The 18,949-nt window shown below is 72.0% G+C and carries 21 protein-coding genes; 8 read left to right on the top strand and 13 right to left on the bottom strand.

The features are described from left to right. A partial coding sequence (locus VIG79_RS13945) for a hypothetical protein (RefSeq protein WP_331886621.1) occupies window positions 1-415 on the bottom strand: 415 nt, incomplete at its 3' end. Window positions 416-441: 26 nt separating this feature from the next. Beyond that, window positions 442-711 (bottom strand): WhiB family transcriptional regulator, encoded by a 270-nt coding sequence (locus tag VIG79_RS13940; RefSeq protein WP_331886619.1) that lies wholly within the window; start codon window positions 709-711, stop codon window positions 442-444. Window positions 712-950: 239 nt separating this feature from the next. Between VIG79_RS13940 and cofD the strand changes: the two genes are divergently transcribed. Continuing rightward, window positions 951-1,931, top strand: a complete 981-nt coding sequence (gene cofD / locus VIG79_RS13935) for a 2-phospho-L-lactate transferase (protein ID WP_331886617.1) — start codon at window positions 951-953, stop codon at window positions 1,929-1,931. Continuing rightward, window positions 1,924-2,979: a coenzyme F420-0:L-glutamate ligase gene (locus VIG79_RS13930; protein ID WP_331886615.1), complete on the top strand. Its 1,056-nt coding sequence runs from the start codon at window positions 1,924-1,926 to the stop codon at window positions 2,977-2,979. The genes cofD and VIG79_RS13930 overlap by 8 nt, the downstream gene beginning before the upstream one ends. Window positions 2,980-2,998: 19 nt before the next feature. On the opposite strand, the gene VIG79_RS13925 is transcribed toward VIG79_RS13930, so the two are convergent. After that, window positions 2,999-3,961, bottom strand: coding sequence for a DNA-3-methyladenine glycosylase 2 family protein (locus VIG79_RS13925; RefSeq protein WP_331886613.1), 963 nt, complete (start codon window positions 3,959-3,961; stop codon window positions 2,999-3,001). A 247-nt stretch (window positions 3,962-4,208) separates the two neighbouring features. On the opposite strand from VIG79_RS13925, the gene VIG79_RS13920 reads away from it, so the two are divergent. Next, window positions 4,209-5,126 carry a DUF3105 domain-containing protein gene (locus VIG79_RS13920; protein ID WP_331886611.1) on the top strand — a complete coding sequence of 306 codons (918 nt, stop codon included), beginning with the start codon at window positions 4,209-4,211 and terminating at the stop codon, window positions 5,124-5,126. 35 nt (window positions 5,127-5,161) lie between these two features. Here the strand turns inward: VIG79_RS13920 and VIG79_RS13915 are convergent, their stop codons facing one another. Together VIG79_RS13915 and VIG79_RS13910 are read right to left on the bottom strand one after the other, a co-directional pair. Beyond that, window positions 5,162-6,124 carry a lysylphosphatidylglycerol synthase transmembrane domain-containing protein gene (locus tag VIG79_RS13915; protein ID WP_331886609.1) on the bottom strand — a complete coding sequence of 321 codons (963 nt, stop codon included), beginning with the start codon at window positions 6,122-6,124 and terminating at the stop codon, window positions 5,162-5,164. 39 nt (window positions 6,125-6,163) lie between these two features. Next, entirely contained in the window at window positions 6,164-7,798 is a 1,635-nt protein-coding gene (locus VIG79_RS13910) for a hypothetical protein (protein WP_331886607.1), read from the bottom strand. A gap of 72 nt (window positions 7,799-7,870) precedes the next feature. On the opposite strand from VIG79_RS13910, the gene VIG79_RS13905 reads away from it, so the two are divergent. Continuing rightward, complete coding sequence (locus tag VIG79_RS13905) at window positions 7,871-8,587, top strand: TIGR03089 family protein (RefSeq protein WP_331886605.1); 717 nt, start codon at window positions 7,871-7,873, stop codon at window positions 8,585-8,587. Here the strand turns inward: VIG79_RS13905 and VIG79_RS13900 are convergent. Continuing rightward, window positions 8,580-9,218: a CoA transferase subunit B gene (locus VIG79_RS13900; RefSeq protein WP_331886603.1), complete on the bottom strand. Its 639-nt coding sequence runs from the start codon at window positions 9,216-9,218 to the stop codon at window positions 8,580-8,582. The genes VIG79_RS13905 and VIG79_RS13900 overlap by 8 nt on opposite strands. A 1-nt stretch (window position 9,219) precedes the next feature. Next, on the bottom strand, window positions 9,220-9,990 hold the full coding sequence (locus tag VIG79_RS13895) for a CoA transferase subunit A (protein ID WP_331886601.1): 771 nt from the start codon (window positions 9,988-9,990) through the stop codon (window positions 9,220-9,222). A 130-nt stretch (window positions 9,991-10,120) separates the two neighbouring features. Between VIG79_RS13895 and VIG79_RS13890 the strand changes: the two genes are divergently transcribed. Together VIG79_RS13890 and VIG79_RS13885 are read left to right on the top strand one after the other, a co-directional pair. Next, a complete protein-coding gene (locus VIG79_RS13890) occupies window positions 10,121-11,305 on the top strand; it encodes an LCP family protein (RefSeq protein ID WP_331886599.1) in 1,185 nt (394 codons plus the stop codon). Between the two features lie 62 nt (window positions 11,306-11,367). Next, window positions 11,368-11,772, top strand: a complete 405-nt coding sequence (locus VIG79_RS13885; RefSeq protein ID WP_331886597.1) for a DUF7144 family membrane protein — start codon at window positions 11,368-11,370, stop codon at window positions 11,770-11,772. 81 nt (window positions 11,773-11,853) lie between these two features. Here VIG79_RS13885 and VIG79_RS13880 read toward each other — a convergent pair whose 3' ends face one another. Genes VIG79_RS13880 through VIG79_RS13870 form a run of 3 tightly spaced genes read right to left on the bottom strand, consistent with a single transcriptional unit; the run spans window position 11,854 to window position 14,977 of the window. Further along, on the bottom strand, window positions 11,854-13,014 hold the full coding sequence (locus VIG79_RS13880; protein WP_414672638.1) for an acyl-CoA dehydrogenase family protein: 1,161 nt from the start codon (window positions 13,012-13,014) through the stop codon (window positions 11,854-11,856). A gap of 44 nt (window positions 13,015-13,058) precedes the next feature. After that, a complete protein-coding gene (locus VIG79_RS13875) occupies window positions 13,059-13,955 on the bottom strand; it encodes an oxidoreductase (protein ID WP_331886595.1) in 897 nt (298 codons plus the stop codon). Then, entirely contained in the window at window positions 13,955-14,977 is a 1,023-nt protein-coding gene (locus VIG79_RS13870; protein WP_331886593.1) for an LLM class F420-dependent oxidoreductase, read from the bottom strand. Before VIG79_RS13870 ends, VIG79_RS13875 begins: the two co-directional genes overlap by 1 nt. A gap of 74 nt (window positions 14,978-15,051) precedes the next feature. Here VIG79_RS13870 and VIG79_RS13865 point away from each other — a divergent pair, with 74 nt between their 5' ends. After that, window positions 15,052-15,516: a CoA-binding protein gene (locus tag VIG79_RS13865; protein WP_331886591.1), complete on the top strand. Its 465-nt coding sequence runs from the start codon at window positions 15,052-15,054 to the stop codon at window positions 15,514-15,516. On the opposite strand, the gene purE is transcribed toward VIG79_RS13865, so the two are convergent. Both purE and VIG79_RS13855 read right to left on the bottom strand, forming a co-directional pair. Then, on the bottom strand, window positions 15,513-16,034 hold the full coding sequence (gene purE, locus VIG79_RS13860) for a 5-(carboxyamino)imidazole ribonucleotide mutase (RefSeq protein WP_331886589.1): 522 nt from the start codon (window positions 16,032-16,034) through the stop codon (window positions 15,513-15,515). The genes VIG79_RS13865 and purE overlap by 4 nt on opposite strands. After that, a complete protein-coding gene (locus VIG79_RS13855; protein WP_331886587.1) occupies window positions 16,027-17,247 on the bottom strand; it encodes a 5-(carboxyamino)imidazole ribonucleotide synthase in 1,221 nt (406 codons plus the stop codon). The genes purE and VIG79_RS13855 overlap by 8 nt, the downstream gene beginning before the upstream one ends. A 90-nt stretch (window positions 17,248-17,337) precedes the next feature. Between VIG79_RS13855 and VIG79_RS13850 the strand changes: the two genes are divergently transcribed. Further along, window positions 17,338-17,871, top strand: a complete 534-nt coding sequence (locus tag VIG79_RS13850; protein ID WP_331886585.1) for a GtrA family protein — start codon at window positions 17,338-17,340, stop codon at window positions 17,869-17,871. A 43-nt stretch (window positions 17,872-17,914) separates the two neighbouring features. Here VIG79_RS13850 and VIG79_RS13845 read toward each other — a convergent pair whose 3' ends face one another. Next, window positions 17,915-18,946 carry a HAMP domain-containing sensor histidine kinase gene (locus VIG79_RS13845; protein ID WP_331886583.1) on the bottom strand — a complete coding sequence of 344 codons (1,032 nt, stop codon included), beginning with the start codon at window positions 18,944-18,946 and terminating at the stop codon, window positions 17,915-17,917. Window positions 18,947-18,949 lie beyond the last annotated feature (3 nt).

Here is an 18,949-nt window from a genome sequence, read left to right as displayed (position 1 = left end):
CGACGGCGGCACCGAGGTCGGCCGGCGCGGGCAACCCGATGACGACCAGCTCCGGAACCGAGGTGACCAACCGTTCGTGCGCCTCGACGAGCTCGGTGACCCTGGACAGGACGGAAGCGTTCTTCGAGGAGGCGACCTCGGCGTCGTCGGCGGCTACGACGACCATCCGCTCCGGAGGCCGGGTCTGGGCGGCGAGGGCGTCCAGGACCTCCGGCAGCCGGCCGACCCGGGTCGCCGCGACGCCAGGCATACCGGAGTCCGACGCTTCCTCGGAGGCGGCCGGTCGCCCGAGAGCGTCGGCGCGGACGAGGAGTACCGCCGTCACCCGAGGTCCCGCCGCCGCGCGGTGCGCGGACGCGGCTGAGCCAGGGGTCTCCGGATGCACAGCGTGGGGCGGCGCGAGCGTCGTCGTCACGTGGCAGGGTACGTCGGCGTCACGCGCTAGACAGCGCGTTTCTTCAGCTTGCGACGCTCTCGTTCGGACAGCCCGCCCCAGATGCCGAAGCGCTCATCGTGCTGGAGCGCATACTCCAGGCACTCCGCGCGGACCTCACAGCCGATGCAGACCTTCTTCGCCTCCCGGGTCGAGCCCCCCTTCTCCGGGAAGAACGCCTCCGGGTCCGTCTGGGCGCAGAGCGAACGCTCCTGCCAGGACAGCTCGGTCTCGTCCTCGTCGATGGTGTTCAGCATGACCAACTGCACCTCGTGCATGGCGCCCTCCTCGACCCTTGCCCGTACACGATGTCGCTCACATCCGGCTCTCGGGCGCTGGCCGCGGATCCCTGGCGGAAGCGGTGTGCGGGTCGACCGTGAGAAGGACAGTGATGAAATTACACGCGTGTCATTGGTCAGAAGTCAAGCCGGATTCTGATATTCACCCGAATTCCCCCCGATTAGTCCTGTGTCGACCCGGTGGGAGGCCGTGAGGAGGCCCTGACAGACTCTCGGGCATGCACATCACCGCCCTCGCCGGCGGGGTCGGGGGCGCGCGCTTCCTGCGTGGCCTGCTCGCCCACATCGACCGCACGCCCGAGCTCGAGGGGTCCCACGTCACGGTCATCGGCAACACCGGTGACGACATAACCCTGTTCGGCCTGCGCGTCTGTCCCGACCTCGACACCGTCCTCTACACCCTCGGTGGCGGCGTCAACGAGGCCCAGGGCTGGGGGCGCACGGACGAGACGCACCACGTCCAGGGCGAGCTGGCCGCATACGGGGTGACGCCGCAGTGGTTCGGGCTCGGCGACCGAGACGTCGGGACCCACGTGGCGCGCTCGCTGTGGCTCGGGCAGGGCCTGACCCTGTCGCAGGTGACGGCGCGGCTCGCCGATCGGTGGAGCCTCCCGGCGCGCGGGGTGACGCTGCTGCCGATGACCGACACTCCGGTCGAGACGCACGTCGTCCTGGACGACGGTGATGGCGAACGCGCGGTCCACTTCCAGGAGTGGTGGGTCCGGCTGCGGGCGGCGGTACCGGCGCGACGGTTCGTCGTGGCCGGGATGGACGGTGCGGTGGCCGCTCCGGGCGTCCTCGAGGCGATCCGGACCGCCGACCTCGTCGTGCTCCCGCCGAGCAACCCGGTCGTGTCGATCGGCATCATCCTCGGCGTACCGGGGGTGCGTGACGCCCTGCGTGGCTCGCGCGCGCCGGTTGTCGGTGTGTCGCCGCTGATCAAGGGCCGCCCGGTTCGCGGACACGCTGATGCCTGCCTCGAGGCGATCGGGGTGGCCACCACGGCGCGGGCCGTGGCCGGACTCTACGAGGACTTCCTCGACGGCTGGCTGGTCTCCGACGAGGACGGTGAGGTCGGGTCCAGCGGGCGGCTCACGATCGAGGCCCGGCCGTTGCTGATGTCGAGTGTGGAGGCGGCGGCGGACATCGCCGGCGCGGCGGTGGACATGGGTATGCGGCTGGCCGGAGTTCGTGCCTGACGGCGTCTGGGTCGTCCCGGTGACGGGCATGCCCGAGGTCGGCCCCGGGGACGACCTCGCCGCGCTCGCCGCGGCGGGGGTTCGGGCCCTGGGCTTGCGCGTCGCGGAGGGCGACGTGTTCGTCGTGTCGAGCAAGGTTGCGTCGAAGGCCCTCGGGCTGGTTTCCGTGGATCGTGACGCGGCGATCGCGACGGGGACGGTTCGGGTCGTCGCGGAGCGGACCATGGACGACGGGCGGGTCACCCGGGTGGTCGAGTCCGTCGCCGGTCCGGTCATGGCCGCGGCGGGGGTGGACGCCTCCAACACCGGGGAGCTCGACGGCGTGCTCCTGCTGCCCACGGACCCGGACGGGGTATGTGCGTCGCTCCTCGCTGCGCTGCAGGCAGCCTTCGGTGTCGAACGGATCGCCGTGGTGCTCAGCGATACGAGCGGGCGGCCTTGGCGGGTCGGCCAGGTGGACTTCGCCCTCGGCGCGGCCGGGATCCGGGTGGTGGACGACCTGCGTGGCGCGGTCGACGCCGACGGGCGGGCGCTGGCGGTCACGGCGCGCGCGGTCGCCGACGAGGTGGCGGCCGCCGCCGACCTGGTCAAGGGCAAAGCGGCCGCGGTCCCGGTGGCGCTGGTCCGCGGGGTGGGCGAGTTCGTGACCGGTGTGGTGGAGCGCGACGGTGGACGGGCGTTGGTCCGGACCGGCCCCGGGGACTGGTTCGCGATGGGTGAGGCCGAGGCGATCCGTTCGGCGTTGGGGGTCACGCCCGGTTCCGAGCTGGCCGAACGCGTCGGGATCGCGGGCCTCGGTGTGGAGACACCGGCGGTACGGGTGGAGCGAGCGGTCGCCGTCGCGTTGTCGGCCGAGGACCTCGACGAGGGCGTGGGCGTGGATGTCGGTCTCGACGAGGTCGTGGTCACGGGCGGCGACCCGGTCGACCGCGGGCTGCTGGCCGGCCGGATCCGGGTGGCGTTGTGGGGCGAGGGTTTCGCGACGTCCGTCGATGCGGCGCCGCAGCGGCACGCGGACGCGGTTCGGGTTCGGATCCGCAAGCGCTGACCGCGTAAGGCGTCAGCCGTCAGCGTGGGAGGTGGGTCCGCGGGGCCATCCGCGGTCCGCGGCGAGGCCGCCGGTAGCCGCTCAGCTCGAGCAGCCGCTGCACGCGGTAGCGGTGACCCGCGTAGGGCTCCAGCACCTCGGCCAGGACGTCGTCGCCGTGCGACTCGCCCAGCAGCGCCCAGGTGATGTCCTTCGCCACGTGGTAGTCGCCGAAGCTCACCGCATCGGCGTCCCCGAGGGCCCGCTGGGCCACTTCCGCGGACGTCCAGACCCCGACACCCGGAAGGGCCTGGAGTCGGGCCCGAGCAGCCACCGCGGGCATGTCTACCGTCTGCTCTAGACGGCCGGCCACGCGTGCCGCCCCGACCAGCGTCCGCGAGCGTGCCGGGTCGACCGACGCCTTGAGGAAGTGCCACGACGGGATCGCCGCCCAGGCTGCCGGCGACGGCTGGACGAGGAGCCCGACCGACGCATACGGGCCGGGCGCCGGCTCCCCGAACCGGCGGACGAGCTGCCGGAACCCCGCGAACGCCTCCTGGCCCGTCACCTTCTGCTCGATGATCGCCGGTGCGAGGGACTCGAGGACCAACCGCGAGCGCGGGACCCGCCAGCCGGTGAACCGCCGTGCGGCCTGCGCGACGACGTCGTGGTGCGCAACGAAGCCGGACGCGTCGTCGTGCTCTCCGAGCAGGTCCGGTATGCCGTCCAGCGCCCAGTCCGCCCCCGGCCCCCACGCCCGGGCGACCACCTCGGCGTCCGTGGGCCGGGTCTGCAGCTCGAGCGTGGCCAGCCCTGCCGGGGTCCGGAGACCACGCGCCACCGACCCACCGCGGCCCCGCAGGAAGGTGGGGTCCCCGCCCCCGTGCCTCAGCGTGGCGAGGATCCCCGACACCGAGAGGGGACGATCGGACCGCCAGACCCGGCCCCGTTGTGGCCAGTCGACGACAGCCGCTGCCGGGGCGGCCGCCGGTTCCGTCGTCACGCCGCCAGTGTCGCCCACACCGCCGACGCCTCAGCCCCGACCCCAACCCCTCACCCCAAACCCCGACCCCGGGACCCCCACCAACCTCGGCCAGCGGCTCGGCGGGCGGAACGTACACTTGGCCCGGCTCGTTGTCGGCTCGTTGCGGGTTCGTGCACCCCGCCGACCGACCGAACGCCTCACTCCCCGTCCGTAGTCCCTGGCGCCGCGCCCTGTCGCTCGCCAGCGCACCGCCCCGAAGGACACCGTGGCCAGGAAACCCCCGACCAGCCCGCCCTCGAAGGGCTCTGCCCAGACCTCGTCCGGTAAGTCCTCAGCGAAGTCCTCGGCGAAGTCCTCGGCGAAGTCCTCAGCGAAGTCCTCGGCAGGGCCTGCGGCCGGTTCCGGCCGGCAGCCCTCCGGTCGCCCGACCTCCAGCCGCCCGCAGCGGAGCGACCCGGCCGGCCGCAAGGCCCGCGTCGCCGAGGTCCAGAAGGCGCAGAAGAGCCGCGAGCGGCGGACGGTCCTGATGATCGTCGGGGCCTGCGCGGTCCTGGTCCTCCTGCTCGGCGGCGTCATCACCTACGGCATCCTCGACGCCCGGAAGAACCAGCCGGACAGCCTCCTCGTCGCCTTCGGCACCCCGGCCGCCTCCGCCTCCTGCGACGCCGTGACCACGGACCCCGCGAGCGGCAACTCCGACCACGTCGGCCCCGGGACCAACCGCACGGACGTGACGAAGGTGCAGTACTCCACCATCCCGCCCACCAGCGGCTCGCACTTCGTCCAGCCGGTCCTGGACGGCCGCCAGTTCTACGCGAGCGCCGACGCACCGGCCGTCGAGACCTTCGTGCACAACCTCGAGCACGGCTACACGGTGCTCTGGTACCTCCCGAGCGAGGAGTCGGCCCGCAGCGGGCAGCTCAAGGAGCTGGCCGGCCTGGCCAACAAGATCGCTCCCTCGCAGGGGAAGTTCCTGGTGGCGCCCTGGAACGACGCCTACGGCCAGTTCCCGAGCGGGAAGAAGTTCGCGCTCACCCACTGGTCCGCCACCACCGACTCGACCGGCAAGGTCACGACTCAAGCCGGGCACCGCCAGCTCTGCGGCGACCTGTCCGGCGAGGCGGTCATGAACTTCGTGACGCAGTTCCCGAAGAGCGACGCCCCCGAGCCGCTCGGCGCCTGACGCCGGAACCTCCGGCCTGCCGCAAGCCCCGGGCCTCAGGGCTTCTCGGGCACCGTCTCCCCGGATGAGTGCTCGCGCTCCTCTCGCGAGGTGACGAGGTGGTGCCGTCGCGCGTACGCCCAGCCGGCGGCAGCCGCGAGCACGTCGACGAGGGTCACGACGAACCGCGAGACGAGCGCGACGGCCGTCCCCGCCGAGAGCGGCATGGCCGACGCGAGGACGATCGCGAGGATGCCGTCGCGGGCACCGAGCCCCGCCGGGAGGATGACCGTCAGCATGCCGAGCGACCCGGCCAGGGCATACCCGGTCAGCGAGGCCAGCGTCACGCCCGTACCCCCGCCCACAGCGAGCGCGAGGACGAGGATGTGCACCCCGAACAGCACCCACGCCAGCGCATACAGGCCCACGGTCGTGAGGATGGCCCGCGTGGAGAGGGTCTCCTCCAGCGGTTCGCGGCGCAGGACCCGCAGGCCCCAGGCGATGAGCCGGTTCAGCAACGCGGGCCACACCAGGACGACCAACAGCGGGACGGCGAGCAGCAGCCAGCCGGACGAGCCGGCGGACCGTTGCAGCAGAAGGGGAAGCGCCGGTAGTCCCACCAGGAGTCCGGTGAGCACGGACAGCCCGATCGTCACGAGGCCGGTGACGCCGGTCCGTCGGCGCGGTACGTGGAGGTGAGACGCCATGTCGGCCTGGACCAGCACCGTCCACACGGAGCCGGGCAGGTACTTGCCGAGCTGGCCCACGAAGAACACTCCCCCGGCCGGCGCCAGGTGCAGCGGCGAACCGAGGTCGGCGAGGATCACCCGCCACCCGACCATCGTCAGCCACGTCCCGAGCGCGGCCGGGACGAAGGACAGCAGCAGGGCACCGATGCTCACCCGCTGCAGGTCCTGGCTGATCTCGGTCCAGTTCCGCGCGACGCCCCACACCAGCGCCACGACGACCGCCACCGCGACGACGACGCGGACGATCGCCACCGTCCGTGAACGCCTCACCGTGCGGTCATCCTCGGGTCGGTCTCGGACCGGCTCGGGTCACCGGCGGCGCAGCGTGAGCCGCACCAGGCCGTAGGCCGCACCAGGGATGCGCCCGGGCGTCCCGTCGGCCGCGACCCCGGCCGCGCGCATCCGCCACCCGACATCTCCGTCGAGGTCGCCGACGAGGACGTACCCCTGCTCGTGCGCCCGGGCCACGATCGCGCGCACGTCGGCCGGGCCGAGCGCGTCCTCGTCGCCGGGCCGCCCGAGCGGCAGCGTGACGACGAACAGCCCACCGGGCCGCAACGCCCACGCGGCCTGGCTCAGGGCCTCGTCGATGTCGGTCGCGTCGCAGCCGCCGGGATGAACCCGGGCCACGACGTCGATCGAGCCCATGTCGACGTCCAGCAGGTCGTACCCGCCGCCCACCACCGTCAGCCCCAGGTCCACGGGCGCGAACCCGCACGCGCGCGCCCACCGGCCCAACGGCGACGCCGAACCCGACTCGTCGACGACCAGCGCGGTTCGCCGGCCCTCGTCGCCCTCCCCCGGAACCCAGTCGGCCACCCGGACCACGGCGGCGAGGGCGCCCAGGGCGGCCCACGCAGCGATGCCGTCGCGAGCCCTGGGCAGTCCGAGCGCCCGGGCCGCCGCCTTGGCCTCGTCGGCCTGCCAGCCGTCCTCGAGGACGTCGGTCGGACGCACCCACTCGGGTAGGTCCCCACGGGTCAGCTCGACGCGCGGCGCCCGGGCCGCGGCAACGCGACGGGCAGCCGCAGCCGTCCGAGCGGTGAGGCGGGCGGTCAGGGTCGAGGACGCGGCGACGTCAGCCTCGGCGGTCGGGGCCGCCGCCACGTCGGTCCCCGCGAGGGCCTCGATGGCGCCGACGTAGGTCGCCCACGGCGCGCTGAGGTCGGCCGACGGCGGGTCGCCCGGAAGGGGTCCGAACGCCGCCCGCCGGTCGCCGCCCCCGGCCGGGCTGCCGGTGGTCTCCGCGACGGTCAGCACCGGTATGCGACGAACCTGGTCCGCGTCCCCGGTCCGGTCGGCGACGCGGCGGGCACCGGCACCGGCACCGTCGTCGGCGGGCCGCAGCCCCAGGGCCGACGCGAGCTCGGGCTGCTCGGCCGCATACACGCGCGCGGCGCCGAGCCGGGTGGCGAGCGGCGCCTCCTCACGGTGGTGGAGGAGCACGCCGTCGACCCGGCCGAGGAAGGTCGTGAGGAGGTTCCGGCTGGCCCGGCCGGGCCGGGCCGAGAGCAGGTGCTCGACGAGGACGACGCCGCGCGGTCCACCGTCTACGGCGCCAGCTGGCGCTCGATGGACTCCGGCGCCCTGCAACAGGGCCAGGTGCAGCGGGATCATGGCGGCGCCGGTGTGGACGATGACCACCGCGTCGTACCCGCGCAGTCGCCGCCCGGTGCGCACCCAGGTGTCGGGCCGGTTCCACGCGAGCGACCGGACCGTGCGGGGGAACGGCTCTCCCGCGGCGGCGACCCGCTCGGGGGGCGACCACGAGACCAGCGTGACATCGTGTCCGGCCCGGGCGAGCTGGTGCGCCAGGGCGACGGTATGCGGCGCCATCCGGCCGCCGCCCTCGTGGGTCGGCCCGACCAGGGCGACCCTGAGGAACGCCGACGGCGCGAGGCGTGAAACCGGTGCTCCCGACGTCCCTGCGGCACGGCCCAGCATGCTTCGGAGCGTAGCCCGCGAGGCGGCGAGGCTCGCGACGCCACTCGGCGCGCCGCCCGCTATGGTCGCCGGGTGCCCACCCCTGCCGCGGTGCTCGCCGCGATGCTGGCCTCCGACCCGGGCCGTCCGCGACTGACCTGCTACGACGACGCCCCTGGACCCACTCACGGCGAGCGCATCGAGCTGTCCGCGAAGGTGCTGGCCAACTGGGTGTCCAAGGCGGGGAACATGCTCCAGGACGACCTGGACGGCGCGCCCGCGACCACGGTCGGCCTCGACCTGCCGGCCCACTGGCGAGCGTTCTACTGGGCGCTGGCCGCCTGGTCGGTCGGCGCGACGGTCGTCGTCGGGAACGGGGCCGACACCTGCGACGTCGTCGTCACCACCGACCACCAGACGGCTGGTCAGGTCGCCGAGAACGCAGGCCTCCCAGTGCTCGTCAGCCTCCCCATGCTGTCGGCCGCCAACCTCGACGCGCCCCGCGACGTCGTCGACGAGGCCCGTGAGCTGCCGAGCCACGGCGACGCGTTCGCCGCCTACGAGGACCCGAACCCCGACGACCCCGCTCTGGTCGTTGAGGACGACGCGTTGTCGTTCCGTGACGTCGTCGTCGCGCAGCCCGACTGGGGCCCCAGCCCTCGCGTCCGCGTCCCCGACGACCTGCACCGGGCGCTCCGCGCAGCGCTCTCCGCCTGGGCGGCGGACGGCTCGGTGGTGCTCGTGCGTCAGCCCGACGGCGACCAGTCGAGACGGCTGGCCCCCGAGAACATCACCGTCGACGTCAGCTGAGCTCGACCCGCAGCTCCGGCTCGGTCTTCTCCCGCACCTCGGCCTCGGTGACGCCCGGCGCGAGCTCGCGCAGCACCAGCCCGTCCGCGGTCACGTCGATGACCGCCAGGTCAGTGATGATGCGCTGGACGACGCCGCGGCCGGTGAACGGCAGCGAGCACTCCTTGACGATCTTGTAGGACCCGTCCCTGGCCACGTGCTCCATGAGGACGATGACGTGCTTGGCGCCGTGGACCAGATCCATGGCCCCGCCCATCCCCTTGACCATCTTCCCGGGGATCATCCAGTTGGCGATGTCCCCGCGCTCCGACACCTGCATCGCCCCGAGGATCGCGGCGTCGACCTTGCCGCCGCGGATCATCCCGAACGATGTTGCCGAGTCGAAGTAGGACGCCCCGCGCCGCACGGTCACGGTCTCCTTGCCGGCGTTGATGAGGTCCGGGTCCTCGGTGCCATCGACCGGGTAGGCGCCCACGCCGAGGATCCCGTTCTCCGACTGGAGCACGATCTCGACGTCGTCGGGCACGTAGTTCGGGACCAGGGTCGGCAGGCCGATGCCGAGGTTCACGTAGGAGCCGTCGCTCAGCTCGCGGGCCGCGCGGGCGGCCATCTCCTCACGGGTCAGCGGCATCTCAGGCCTCCCTCACGGTGCGTCGTTCGATCCGTTTGTCCGCGGCCTGCTCGGCGTCGAGCAGCAGCACCCGCTGCACGTAGATCCCCGGCAGATGCACCTGGTCGGGGTCCAGCTCGCCAGGCTCGACCAGCTCCTCGACCTCGGCGACAGTGACCCGGCCGGCCATCGCCGCGAGCGGGTTGAAGTTGCGGGCCGACTTGTTGAAGACGAGGTTCCCGTGCCGGTCGCCCCTCCACGCGCGCACGAGACCGAAGTCCGCGACGATCGCCGGCTCGAGGACGAACTGCTTCGTCTCCCCCATCCACTCGATCTCGCGCACCTCCTTGGGCGGCGAGGCGACCGCGATCGAGCCGTCCGCCGCATACCGCCAGGGCAGCCCGCCCTCGGCGATCTGGGTACCGACACCGGTTGCGGTGAAGAACGCGGGTATGCCCGAACCGCCGGCGCGCAGCCGCTCGGCCAGGGTGCCTTGCGGGGTGAGCTCGACCTCGAGCTCACCGGCGAGGTACTGGCGCGCGAACTCCTTGTTCTCGCCGACGTAGGACGCGACCATGCGCCGGATCCGTTTGTCGCGCAACAGGATTCCGAGCCCCCAGTCGTCGACGCCACAGTTGTTCGAGATCGCCTCGAGGTCGCTGATGCCCGCATCGTGGATCGCACGGATGAGCACGCTGGGGATACCGCAGAGCCCGAACCCACCGACCGACAGCGTCATCCCGTCGACGATGCCCTCGATCGCCGCGCTAGGGCTGGAGACCACCTTGTCCATGCGGCGGACTCTAGCCGCCGAGCGCCCACACGCCGGTCAGGGCTCTGCGCCACGCATCCCCGGTATGCCTGTGGTGGGGCACATCCGAGGATTCGGTCGCGAACATCGGTGCGTGAGACCATGGGTCGCTATGCCCGAGGGAGACGACGTCCGCGCCGTCGACGACCGCCCTGGCGGCTATGTCGTCGACACGAGGAGCCCGTTCCGCCGCCGCTCCTCTCGTCGCGGTCCCCTGCCCCCGCTGAGGCCCAGCGAGAAGCGGGCCGGCAAGTCCAGCGACGGCCCCCCGCCGCGGTCGCCGGGACGCGCACCCGTGGCGGCCGCGCCGCCGCGTCCGCGACGTACCGGGCGCAACGTCCTCATCGCGGTCCTCGTCATCGTCATCCTCTGGGTGACGTTCCTCGTCTGGGTGCCGTTCAACGCCTGGAACAACGTCACCCGGGTGGACAACAACCCGTCCGGCGACCGGCCGGTCGACAAGGGCGGTCACAACTACATCCTCGTCGGGTCGGACAGCCGCGAGGGACTCACCCCGGAGCAGCAACAGGCGCTCAACGGCGGCGGGTCCGCAGAGGGCAAGCGGACCGACTCGATCATCCTCGTGCACGTCCCCGAGGGCGGGGGCAAGGCGGCCATGGTCTCGATCCCGCGCGACTCGTACGTCCCGATCCCCGGCCACGGCAGCAACAAGATCAACGCCGCGTATGCGTTCGGTGGCGCCAAGCTGCTGACCCAGACGGTCGAGCAGGTCACCGGTGTGCACGTCGACGGGTACCTCGAGATCGGGTTCGCCGGCTTCGCCGGCGTCGTCGACAGCCTCGGTGGGGTGGACGTCTGCGTCCCGTTCGACATGAAGGACCAGGACGCCGCCATCGACCTGAAGAAGGGCTGCCAGACCCTCGACGGTCCGACCGCCCTCGGCTACGTCCGGGCCCGCAAGTCCGACCCGCGCGGCGACATCGGGCGGGCCGAGCGGCAGCGCCAGTTCCTCGGTGCGCTGCTGAAGAAGGCGGCCACGCCGTCGACCGTGCTGATCCCGTGGCGCTACAAGTCGTTCGCCGACTCGGCGGCCACCGGACTCGAGGTCGGTGAGACGACGTCGTTCAGTGACGCCGTAAAGATGCTCCAGGCGCTGCGGGGCGTCGACAGTGGCGACACCCTCTCGCTCGTCGTCCCGATCGAGACGGCCGCCCTGCAGACCCCGAACGCGGGCGTCGCCGTCAAGTGGAACACCGCGCAGGCCAAGGCACTCTTCAACGCCATCCAGCAGGACCAACCCCTCACCACACCGCCAGCCGGGACCGTGCCGGGCTGACCCGTAGGTCTCACCCGCGGTGGGTGACGCGGGTGGGTCCCGCCGCGCGGGAGCGTAGTTCCATGAGTCCGACCTCGGAGTCCAGGGAGATCGTCGCCGGCTGGGGAACCACGTTCGCGGGCGTGATGATGATGATCGTCGGCCTCGTCGAGTTCTTCCAGGGGCTGGTCGCCGTCATCAACGGGAACCAGTTCTTCGTCACCACACCGAACTACGTGTTCCAGCTCAATCTCACAACGTGGGGCTGGATCCATCTCGTCCTGGGTGCCGTCATCGCCGTCGCGGGACTGTTCATCTTCACCGGAAACATCGTGGCCCGCAGCCTCGGGATGCTCCTCGCCGGACTGCAGGCCCTGGCCAACTTCGTGTGGCTGCCGTACTCCCCGCTGTGGAGCATCGTCATCATCGCCATCGACGTCTTCATCATCTGGTCCCTGGCGACGCTCCGGATGGACCACCCGTTCTAGCTCGCGCGGCTCGGGTGGGAGGCCTTGGGGACCACCGGGAGCAGGCCCTGGCGACTGTGCGATCCGGCCGCGGGCTGAGCCCTACTTGAGCAGCTGACGAGCCATCACCAGCCGCTGGATCTGGTTGGTGCCCTCGTAGATCTGGGTGATCTTCGCGTCACGCATCATCCGCTCGAGCGGGAAGTCCTTGACGTACCCGGCCCCACCCAGCAGCTGCACGGCGTCGGTGGTGATCTGCATGGCCACGTCGGAGGCGTAGCACTTGGCCGCGGCCCCGAAGAACGGCAGGTCCTTGTCGCCGCGCTCGGACTTGGCCGCCGCCACGTAGACCATCTGCCGGGCCGCCTCGAGCGTCATCGCCATGTCGGCGAGCATGAACTGGATGCCCTGGAACTCGGCGATCGCCCTGCCGAACTGGCGCCGCTCCTTGACATAGTCGATGGCCACGTCCAGAGCACCCTGGGCGATCCCGACCGCCTGCGCCCCGATGGTGACCCGGGTGTGGTCCAACGTCTGCAGCGCGATCTTGAGCCCGTCACCGACCTCGCCGACCAGACGGTCGCCGGGGATCCGGCAGCTCTCGAAGTGCAGCTCCCGGGTCGGCGACCCCTTGATCCCGAGCTTGCGCTCCTTCTCGCCGAACGTGAAACCGGGGTCCGACTTCTCCACGACGAACGCGGAGACGTTCGCCCCTCGCCGGCCGTCGGGGTCGGTCACCGCGAGCACCGTGTAGTACTGCGAGACCCCGGCGTTGGTGATCCACGACTTCTGCCCGGTAAGGACCCAGTCGTCGCCGTCCCGCCGCGCCCGGGTCTTCATCGCCGCGGTGTCGGATCCCGCCTCCCGCTCTGACAGCCCGTAGGAGAACCCCGCCTCGCCCCGCGCCAGCGGCGGCAGGTAGCGCGCCTTGACCTCCGCGGACCCCGCGAGGATGACCGGCATCGAGCCCAGCTTGTTCACCGCCGGGATCAGCGACGACGACGCGCAGACCCGCGCGAGCTCCTCGATGACGATGCACGTCGCCAGCGCGTCCGCGCCGACGCCGTCGTACTCCTCGGGCACGTGCGGCGCGAAGAAGTCGCTCGCCACCAGCGCGTCGTGCGCCTCCTGCGGGTACCGCGACTGCTCGTCGACCTCCGCCGCATACGGGGCGATCTTGTCCTCGGCGATCGCCCGGACCGCCTCGCGGACGGCCTCGTGCTCCTCGGACAGCCGGTACAGGTCGAACGATGACGCGCTCACCAGCCCAGGTTACCGCCGGGTATGCGCGTCGCCGACGCCCGCGGTCAGGCCGCCACCACCGCCGGCAGCCCCGGGTCGACGCCGGTCAGGCGGACGGCCAGGTCCCAGAGCGCGCGCTGGGTGTCGAGGTCACGGGAGGCGGCCGAGGACCCCACGATGCGGGGTGGTCCGGTCTGCTCCATGAACCCCGACGGCCCGACGAAGCTGCCACCAGGCAGGTCCGGCGCCGTCGCGGCGTACAGGGTCGGCAGCGCCCCGTCGGCGGCGTCCTGCACCAGTCCGGCCTTGAGCATCCAGCGTTGGCTGGTGAGCGCGACGGTGCCCAGGTTGGCCTGGAGGTTGGTCGCCGCGTACCCGGGGTGGGCGGCGATCGAGCGCAATGTCGACCCGGCGAGGAGCAGCCGCCGCTGGAGCTCGTAGGCGAACATGAGGTCGGCGAGCTTGCTCTGCCCGTATGCGGTCCAGCGCTGGTAGCGGCGGCGCTCGAAACCCGGGTCGGCCAGGTCGATCCGGCCCATCCGGTGCACGCCCGAGGAGAGCGTGACCACCCGGTCGGTCACCTGCGGGAGCAGCAGGCCGGTCAGCGCGAAGGGCCCCAGGAAGTTCGTGCCGTACTGGCTCTCGAAGCCGTCCACCGTGCGCGCGAACGGGACCGCCATGATCCCCGCGTTGTTGACGAGGACGTCGATCGGCCCCTCCCACGCCTCGGCGAAGGCGTGCACCGACGCCAGCGAGCCGAGGTCCAGCTCCCGCACCTCGGAGTCCCCTCCGACCACCGCCCGCGCGGCTTCGGCCTTGCCGAGGTTGCGGCAGGCCATGACGACGCGAGCACCCTTGCGGGCCAACGCTTTCGCGGCCTCGAAGCCGATGCCCGAGTTCGCTCCGGTCACCACGAACACGCGCCCGCTCTGGTCGGGCATGTCCGCGAGGCGCCAGACCATCAGGACCCCCGCAGCTCCGGGATGACCGCGGACTCGAAGAGCTCCATCCCCGACGTGTCGAAGGCGGACTCGGCGAAGTTGGTGATCGCGTAGGTCATGCCGGCCTTCTCGACCTCGCGGAACCGTTCGACCAGCTGCTCCGGCGTGCCGGACCCGAGGTCGTTGCGGAAGCCTCCGATGCGGCTCTCCACCTCGGCATCCGAGACGCCGGCCGTGCGGTAGATGTCCTCGATCCGCGCGATCCGGTCGTCCACCTCCCGCTGCGTCTCGCCGATGGTGATGTTGTAGTTGGCACTCCGCACGATCGAGCCGAAGTCACGTCCGACCTCGCGGCAGTGCCCTTCGAGAATGGCGCTCTTGGCGGCGAACCCCTCCGGCGAGCCGGCAAAGTTCGTGTAGTCGGCGTACTCCGCGGCGATCTTCAACGTCACCTTCTCGCCGCCACCCGCGATCCACATGGGGATGCCGTTCGCGTCGGACCCGGGCGCCGACGTGCCCTGGAGCGGCCGCGGCTGGCCGATCGCGCCGTCGACCGTGTAGTACTTCCCGGCGTGGGTCGCGATGCCCTTGGTCCACATCTGACGGAAGATCTCGACACCGTCGCGCAGCCGGCCGAGCCGCTCACCGGCGGACGGGAAGCCGTAGCCGAAGGCCCGCCACTCGTGCTCGTACCAGCCCCCGCCGATGCCCATCTCGACGCGGCCGCCGGAGATGACATCGATGGTGGCCGCGACCTTCGCCAGGTAGGCAGGGTTCCGGTAGGACATGCACGTGCACATCTGGCCGAGCCGCACCCGGCTGGTCGTGGCGGCGAAGGCGGCCATCAGGGACCAGGCCTCGTGGGTCGCCTCCTCCGACGGCTCCGGGACCGTGTGGAAGTGGTCGAAGACCCAGATCGACTCCCAGTCGGGGTTGTCGTCCGCCCGTTTCGCCAGGCGCTGCATGGTCTCCCACTGCTGTTCCGGGGCGATGCCGACCAGGTCCATCCGCCAGCCCTGCGGGACGAAGGTGCCGAATCTCATGTCTCGCATCATGTCACCGGCCTCTGCTGGCCGCTCGGGGGGCGGCTCCCAGCCGGCGGTGCTTGGATCACGGTGTGACGAAGTACGACAACGACCCGGTCGTCATCCGAGACCTGCTGCAGACCCGGGCGACCTGGGGGGTGGTCGGCCTCTCGACCAACCGGTCACGGACCGCCTACTCGATCGCCCAGTTCCTCAAGGTCGAGCTCGGTATGCGTGTCGTCCCCATCCACCCGCGGGCCGAGACGGTTTTCGGTGCTGAGGGGTACGCGTCGCTGGCCGACGTGCCGGATGGCACGCGGGTGCACGTCGTGGACTGCTTCGTGAACTCCTCCAAGGTGGGCGCCGTCGTCGACGAGGCCATTGCCCAGAAGGAGCGCCTCGGCATCGCGGCCGTCTGGCTCCAGCTCGGCGTCGTGGACGAGAAGGCCGCCGCCCGGGCCCGCAAGGCCGGGCTGGCGGTCGTCATGGACACCTGTCCGCGCATCGAGTACCCGCGCGTCCAGCCGGGGGACGGCGCCGGCGCGATCGCCGGCTAGCCCGTCCCGGCGGTGCGGTCGCGCAGGGCGCGACCCTTGGCCATCGCCGCCTCGCGCAGCTCGACCTGGAACTCCACCATGGCCGCACGGATCCGGGCCGCCTCCTCCCCCTCGCCCGCGCCGAGGATGCGGGCCGCCAGCAGCCCGGCGTTGCGGGCACCCCCGATCGACACGGTTGCCACGGGGACGCCGGACGGCATCTGCACGATCGACAGCAGCGAGTCCATCCCGTCGAGGTGGGCCAGCGGGACCGGCACCCCGACGACCGGCAGGGGCGTGACCGAGGCGAGCATCCCCGGCAGATGGGCGGCACCGCCCGCTCCGGCGACGATCACGCGAAGACCGCGCCCGGCCGCCGACCGCCCGTAGTCGACCATGTCCTCGGGCATCCGGTGCGCCGAGACGACGTCCACCTCGAAGGGGATCTCCAGCTCCTGCAACGCGATGGCGGCCTTCTCCATCACCGGCCAGTCGCTGTCACTGCCCATGACGATCCCGACCACGGGGCTGTCACTCATCGATGGCTCCTGCGATGTAGTCCGCGGCGTGGGTGGCGCGGGTTCGGGCGTCGGTCAGGGACCGCGCGGAGACGTTGACGTGCCCGATCTTGCGGCCGGGCCGGACCGCCTTGCCGTAGAGGTGGACCTTCAGCCCGGGGTCGCGGGCCATGACGTGGCGGTAGGCGCTGTAGAGCTCGTCGTGCTCGCCGCCGAGGACGTTGGCCATCACCGTCCACGGCGCCCGGGTCGACGGGTCGCCGAGCGGCAGGTCGAGCACCGCCCGCAGGTGCTGCTCGAACTGGCCGGTGACGGCGCCGTCCATCGACCAGTGGCCGCTGTTGTGCGGTCGCATGGCCAGCTCGTTGACGAGGTATGCCGGTGCCGATCCGGCTTCGGCCGCGGGTACCTCGAACATCTCGACGGCGAGCACTCCCGTCACCCCGAGCTCGCCCGCGATCCGCAGACCAGTCGCGGTGGCCTCGGCGGCCAGCCCAGGGTCGATCCCGGGCGCCGGAGCGAGCACCTCGGTACAGATCCCGTCGGTCTGCACGGTCTCGACGACCGCCCAGGCGGCCGCCTGCCCCGACGGGCTCCGCGCGACGAGAACCGCGAGCTCCCGGCTGAACGCCACCCGCTCCTCGAGCAGTACGCCGTCGGCCAGCGGCCCTGGAGTGGCGACCTCGGCGAGCCAGTCGGCGAGCTCCGCGGCGCCGTGCACGACGCGCACGCCCTTGCCGTCGTAGCCGCCGCGCGGGGTCTTCGCCACGACCGGCCACCCGACCGTCGCCGCGAAGGTCTCGACGTCCTCCCCTGACCGCGCACGAGCCCAGCGCGGGCACGGGACCCCGAACGCCGCGAGCCGCTCGCGCATGGCCAGCTTGTCCTGGGCGAAGACCAGGGCGGCCGGCGAGGGGTGCAGCGCCACCCCGTCGGCCTGCAGCGCCGCGAGCACGTCGGCCGGCACGTGCTCGTGGTCGAAGGTCACCACGTCGCACTGGCGGGCGAAAGCGCGTACCGCCTCGAGGTCGGTATGCGAACCGACCGGCGCCGACGGGACCACGAGGGCCGCGGACGCGTCGGGTGCCTCGGCGAGGACGCTCACCTGGACCCCGAGCTCGACCGCCGGGCCCTGCATCATGCGGGCCAGCTGGCCGCCGCCGATCACGCCGACCACCGGGAACCCGCCGGGGGTCCGTCGCGGCGCGTCGGTGGGGTCGGGCCGGGCGCTCACGGCAGGCGAGCCTAGCCGGGAGAGGGGTCCGACCCGTCCGTCGGGCGTCGGCTGGAGGAGCTGACGGTTTCGGTCTGTACCATTCACGCCGTGACGGACTCCCCCAGGCCCGGCCTCATGGACCGGCTGCGCGAAGTCGTCAGCATCTTCTGGCGCGAGGCGGCCAAGTTCGGTGTCATCGGCGCGGTCGCCTTCGTCATCGACTTCGTCGGGTTCAACCTGTTGTTCTACGGCCCCCTGGAGGGACGGCTCGCGACCTCGAAGATCATCTCCGGGGTCGCGGCGACGCTGTTCGCCTGGGTCGGCAACCGGATGTGGACCTTCCGGCACCGCCGGAACCGGCCGGTCCACCACGAGGCCATGCTGTTCTTCCTGGTCAACGGGGTGGGCCTGCTCATCTCGACGCTGTACCTCAACGCCACGCACGACCTGTTGCACATGGACTCGCGCCTCGCCGTCAACATCAACAACATCATCGGGATCGGCCTGGCGACCATCTTCCGGTTCTGGGCCTACCGCCAGTTCGTCTTCACCCGGGAGCACCCGGGCGACCCCGACCAGGAGGCGGCCGACATCGCCGCGGTCCAGGCGCGGACTCCCGACGAGGGCCAGCGCCTCCCCTAAGACATCTCTGAAGCTGCGCTGACACCCTCGGCCGTTCGGGCACTCAGTGCCCGTCGGCCTCCGAGAGGAACAGCGCGAAGCGCACCGGCTGGGCCGAGACCAGGTCGAGCCGGCCGCCGTTCGACTCGGCGAGGTCCCGGGCGAGGGCCAGCCCGAGCCCGGTGCTCTGCCCCCGGCCGCTGCTGACCGAGCGCTCGAAGATGTGCGGGGCGATGGCCGCGGGAACGCCGTCGCCCTGGTCGCTGACCTCGACGACCACCGACGGTCCGCTGCGGCGGGCCTGCATCTCCACCGTGCCGCGACCGTGCACCAACGAGTTCTCCAGCAACGTGCTGAGGACCTGGCTCAGCGCGACCGGCGTCGACCGGACGAAAAGTCCCCGCTCTCCGTGGACCCGCACGCTGCGCCGGGCCTGCTCGAAGGCCGGCTGCCACTCGCGCTGCAGGGCGGCGATGACCGAGTCGAGGCTCACCTCGGGTCGGGGGGCGTCGTTGCTGCGGCGGCTGCGCATGAGCAGGTCGTCGACGACACGGGTCAGCCGTTCCACCTGCTCCATCGCGATCCCGGCCTCCTCGTGGACGACCGCGACATCGTCGGAGACCGAGATCTCCTCGAGCCGCATCAGCAGCGCCGTCAGCGGGGTCCGGAGCTGGTGCGAGGCGTCGGACGCGAACTCGCGTTCGGCGGCCAGCGACTTGGTCACCCCTTGGGCGCTGCGGGTCAGCACGATGGACACCCGGTCGATCTCCGGGATCCCGGAGCGGATCGGGTCCAGCTTGGTGGTGCCCTCGCCCAGCTTCTCGGCCGCTTCCGCCAATCGGGTGAGCGGCTCGGTCAAGCGCAGCGACATCCGCTGGACCAGGGCCAGCGTGATCGCGGCGATGAGCAGCGCCACGACGACCACCCCGCCGAGCAGCTGCAGGCTCCGGTCCACCGCGGTCTGCGCGAGCCAGCTCTCCACGGCCGCGGGTCGCTGGGTGACCACCCACACCCCCAGCACGGAGAGCGGGATCAGGACGACGAGCATCGCGGCGATGACCGCATACGCCGTGGTGCGCACGAGCTGGCGGCGCATCCG

It is taken from the genome of Lapillicoccus sp. (assembly GCF_036559105.1).
GTDB lineage: Bacteria > Actinomycetota > Actinomycetes > Actinomycetales > Dermatophilaceae > Lapillicoccus.
This window is presented reverse-complemented; position numbering and strand designations above follow the sequence as displayed.

Bases quoted from the DNA above. Each gene is read 5' to 3' on its own strand.
- VIG79_RS13940 (WP_331886619.1), bottom strand. From the start codon at position 711: ATGCACGAGGTGCAGTTGGTCATGCTGAACACCATCGACGAGGACGAG.
- cofD (WP_331886617.1), top strand. From the start codon at position 951: ATGCACATCACCGCCCTCGCCGGCGGGGTCGGGGGCGCGCGCTTCCTG.
- VIG79_RS13910 (WP_331886607.1), bottom strand. From the start codon at position 7,798: ATGCTGGGCCGTGCCGCAGGGACGTCGGGAGCACCGGTTTCACGCCTC.
- VIG79_RS13900 (WP_331886603.1), bottom strand. From the start codon at position 9,218: ATGCCGCTGACCCGTGAGGAGATGGCCGCCCGCGCGGCCCGCGAGCTG.
- VIG79_RS13895 (WP_331886601.1), bottom strand. From the start codon at position 9,990: ATGGACAAGGTGGTCTCCAGCCCTAGCGCGGCGATCGAGGGCATCGTC.
- VIG79_RS13890 (WP_331886599.1), top strand. From the start codon at position 10,121: ATGCCCGAGGGAGACGACGTCCGCGCCGTCGACGACCGCCCTGGCGGC.
- VIG79_RS13885 (WP_331886597.1), top strand. From the start codon at position 11,368: ATGAGTCCGACCTCGGAGTCCAGGGAGATCGTCGCCGGCTGGGGAACC.
- VIG79_RS13875 (WP_331886595.1), bottom strand. From the start codon at position 13,955: ATGGTCTGGCGCCTCGCGGACATGCCCGACCAGAGCGGGCGCGTGTTC.
- VIG79_RS13870 (WP_331886593.1), bottom strand. From the start codon at position 14,977: ATGAGATTCGGCACCTTCGTCCCGCAGGGCTGGCGGATGGACCTGGTC.
- purE (WP_331886589.1), bottom strand. From the start codon at position 16,034: ATGAGTGACAGCCCCGTGGTCGGGATCGTCATGGGCAGTGACAGCGAC.
- VIG79_RS13845 (WP_331886583.1), bottom strand. From the start codon at position 18,946: ATGCGCCGCCAGCTCGTGCGCACCACGGCGTATGCGGTCATCGCCGCG.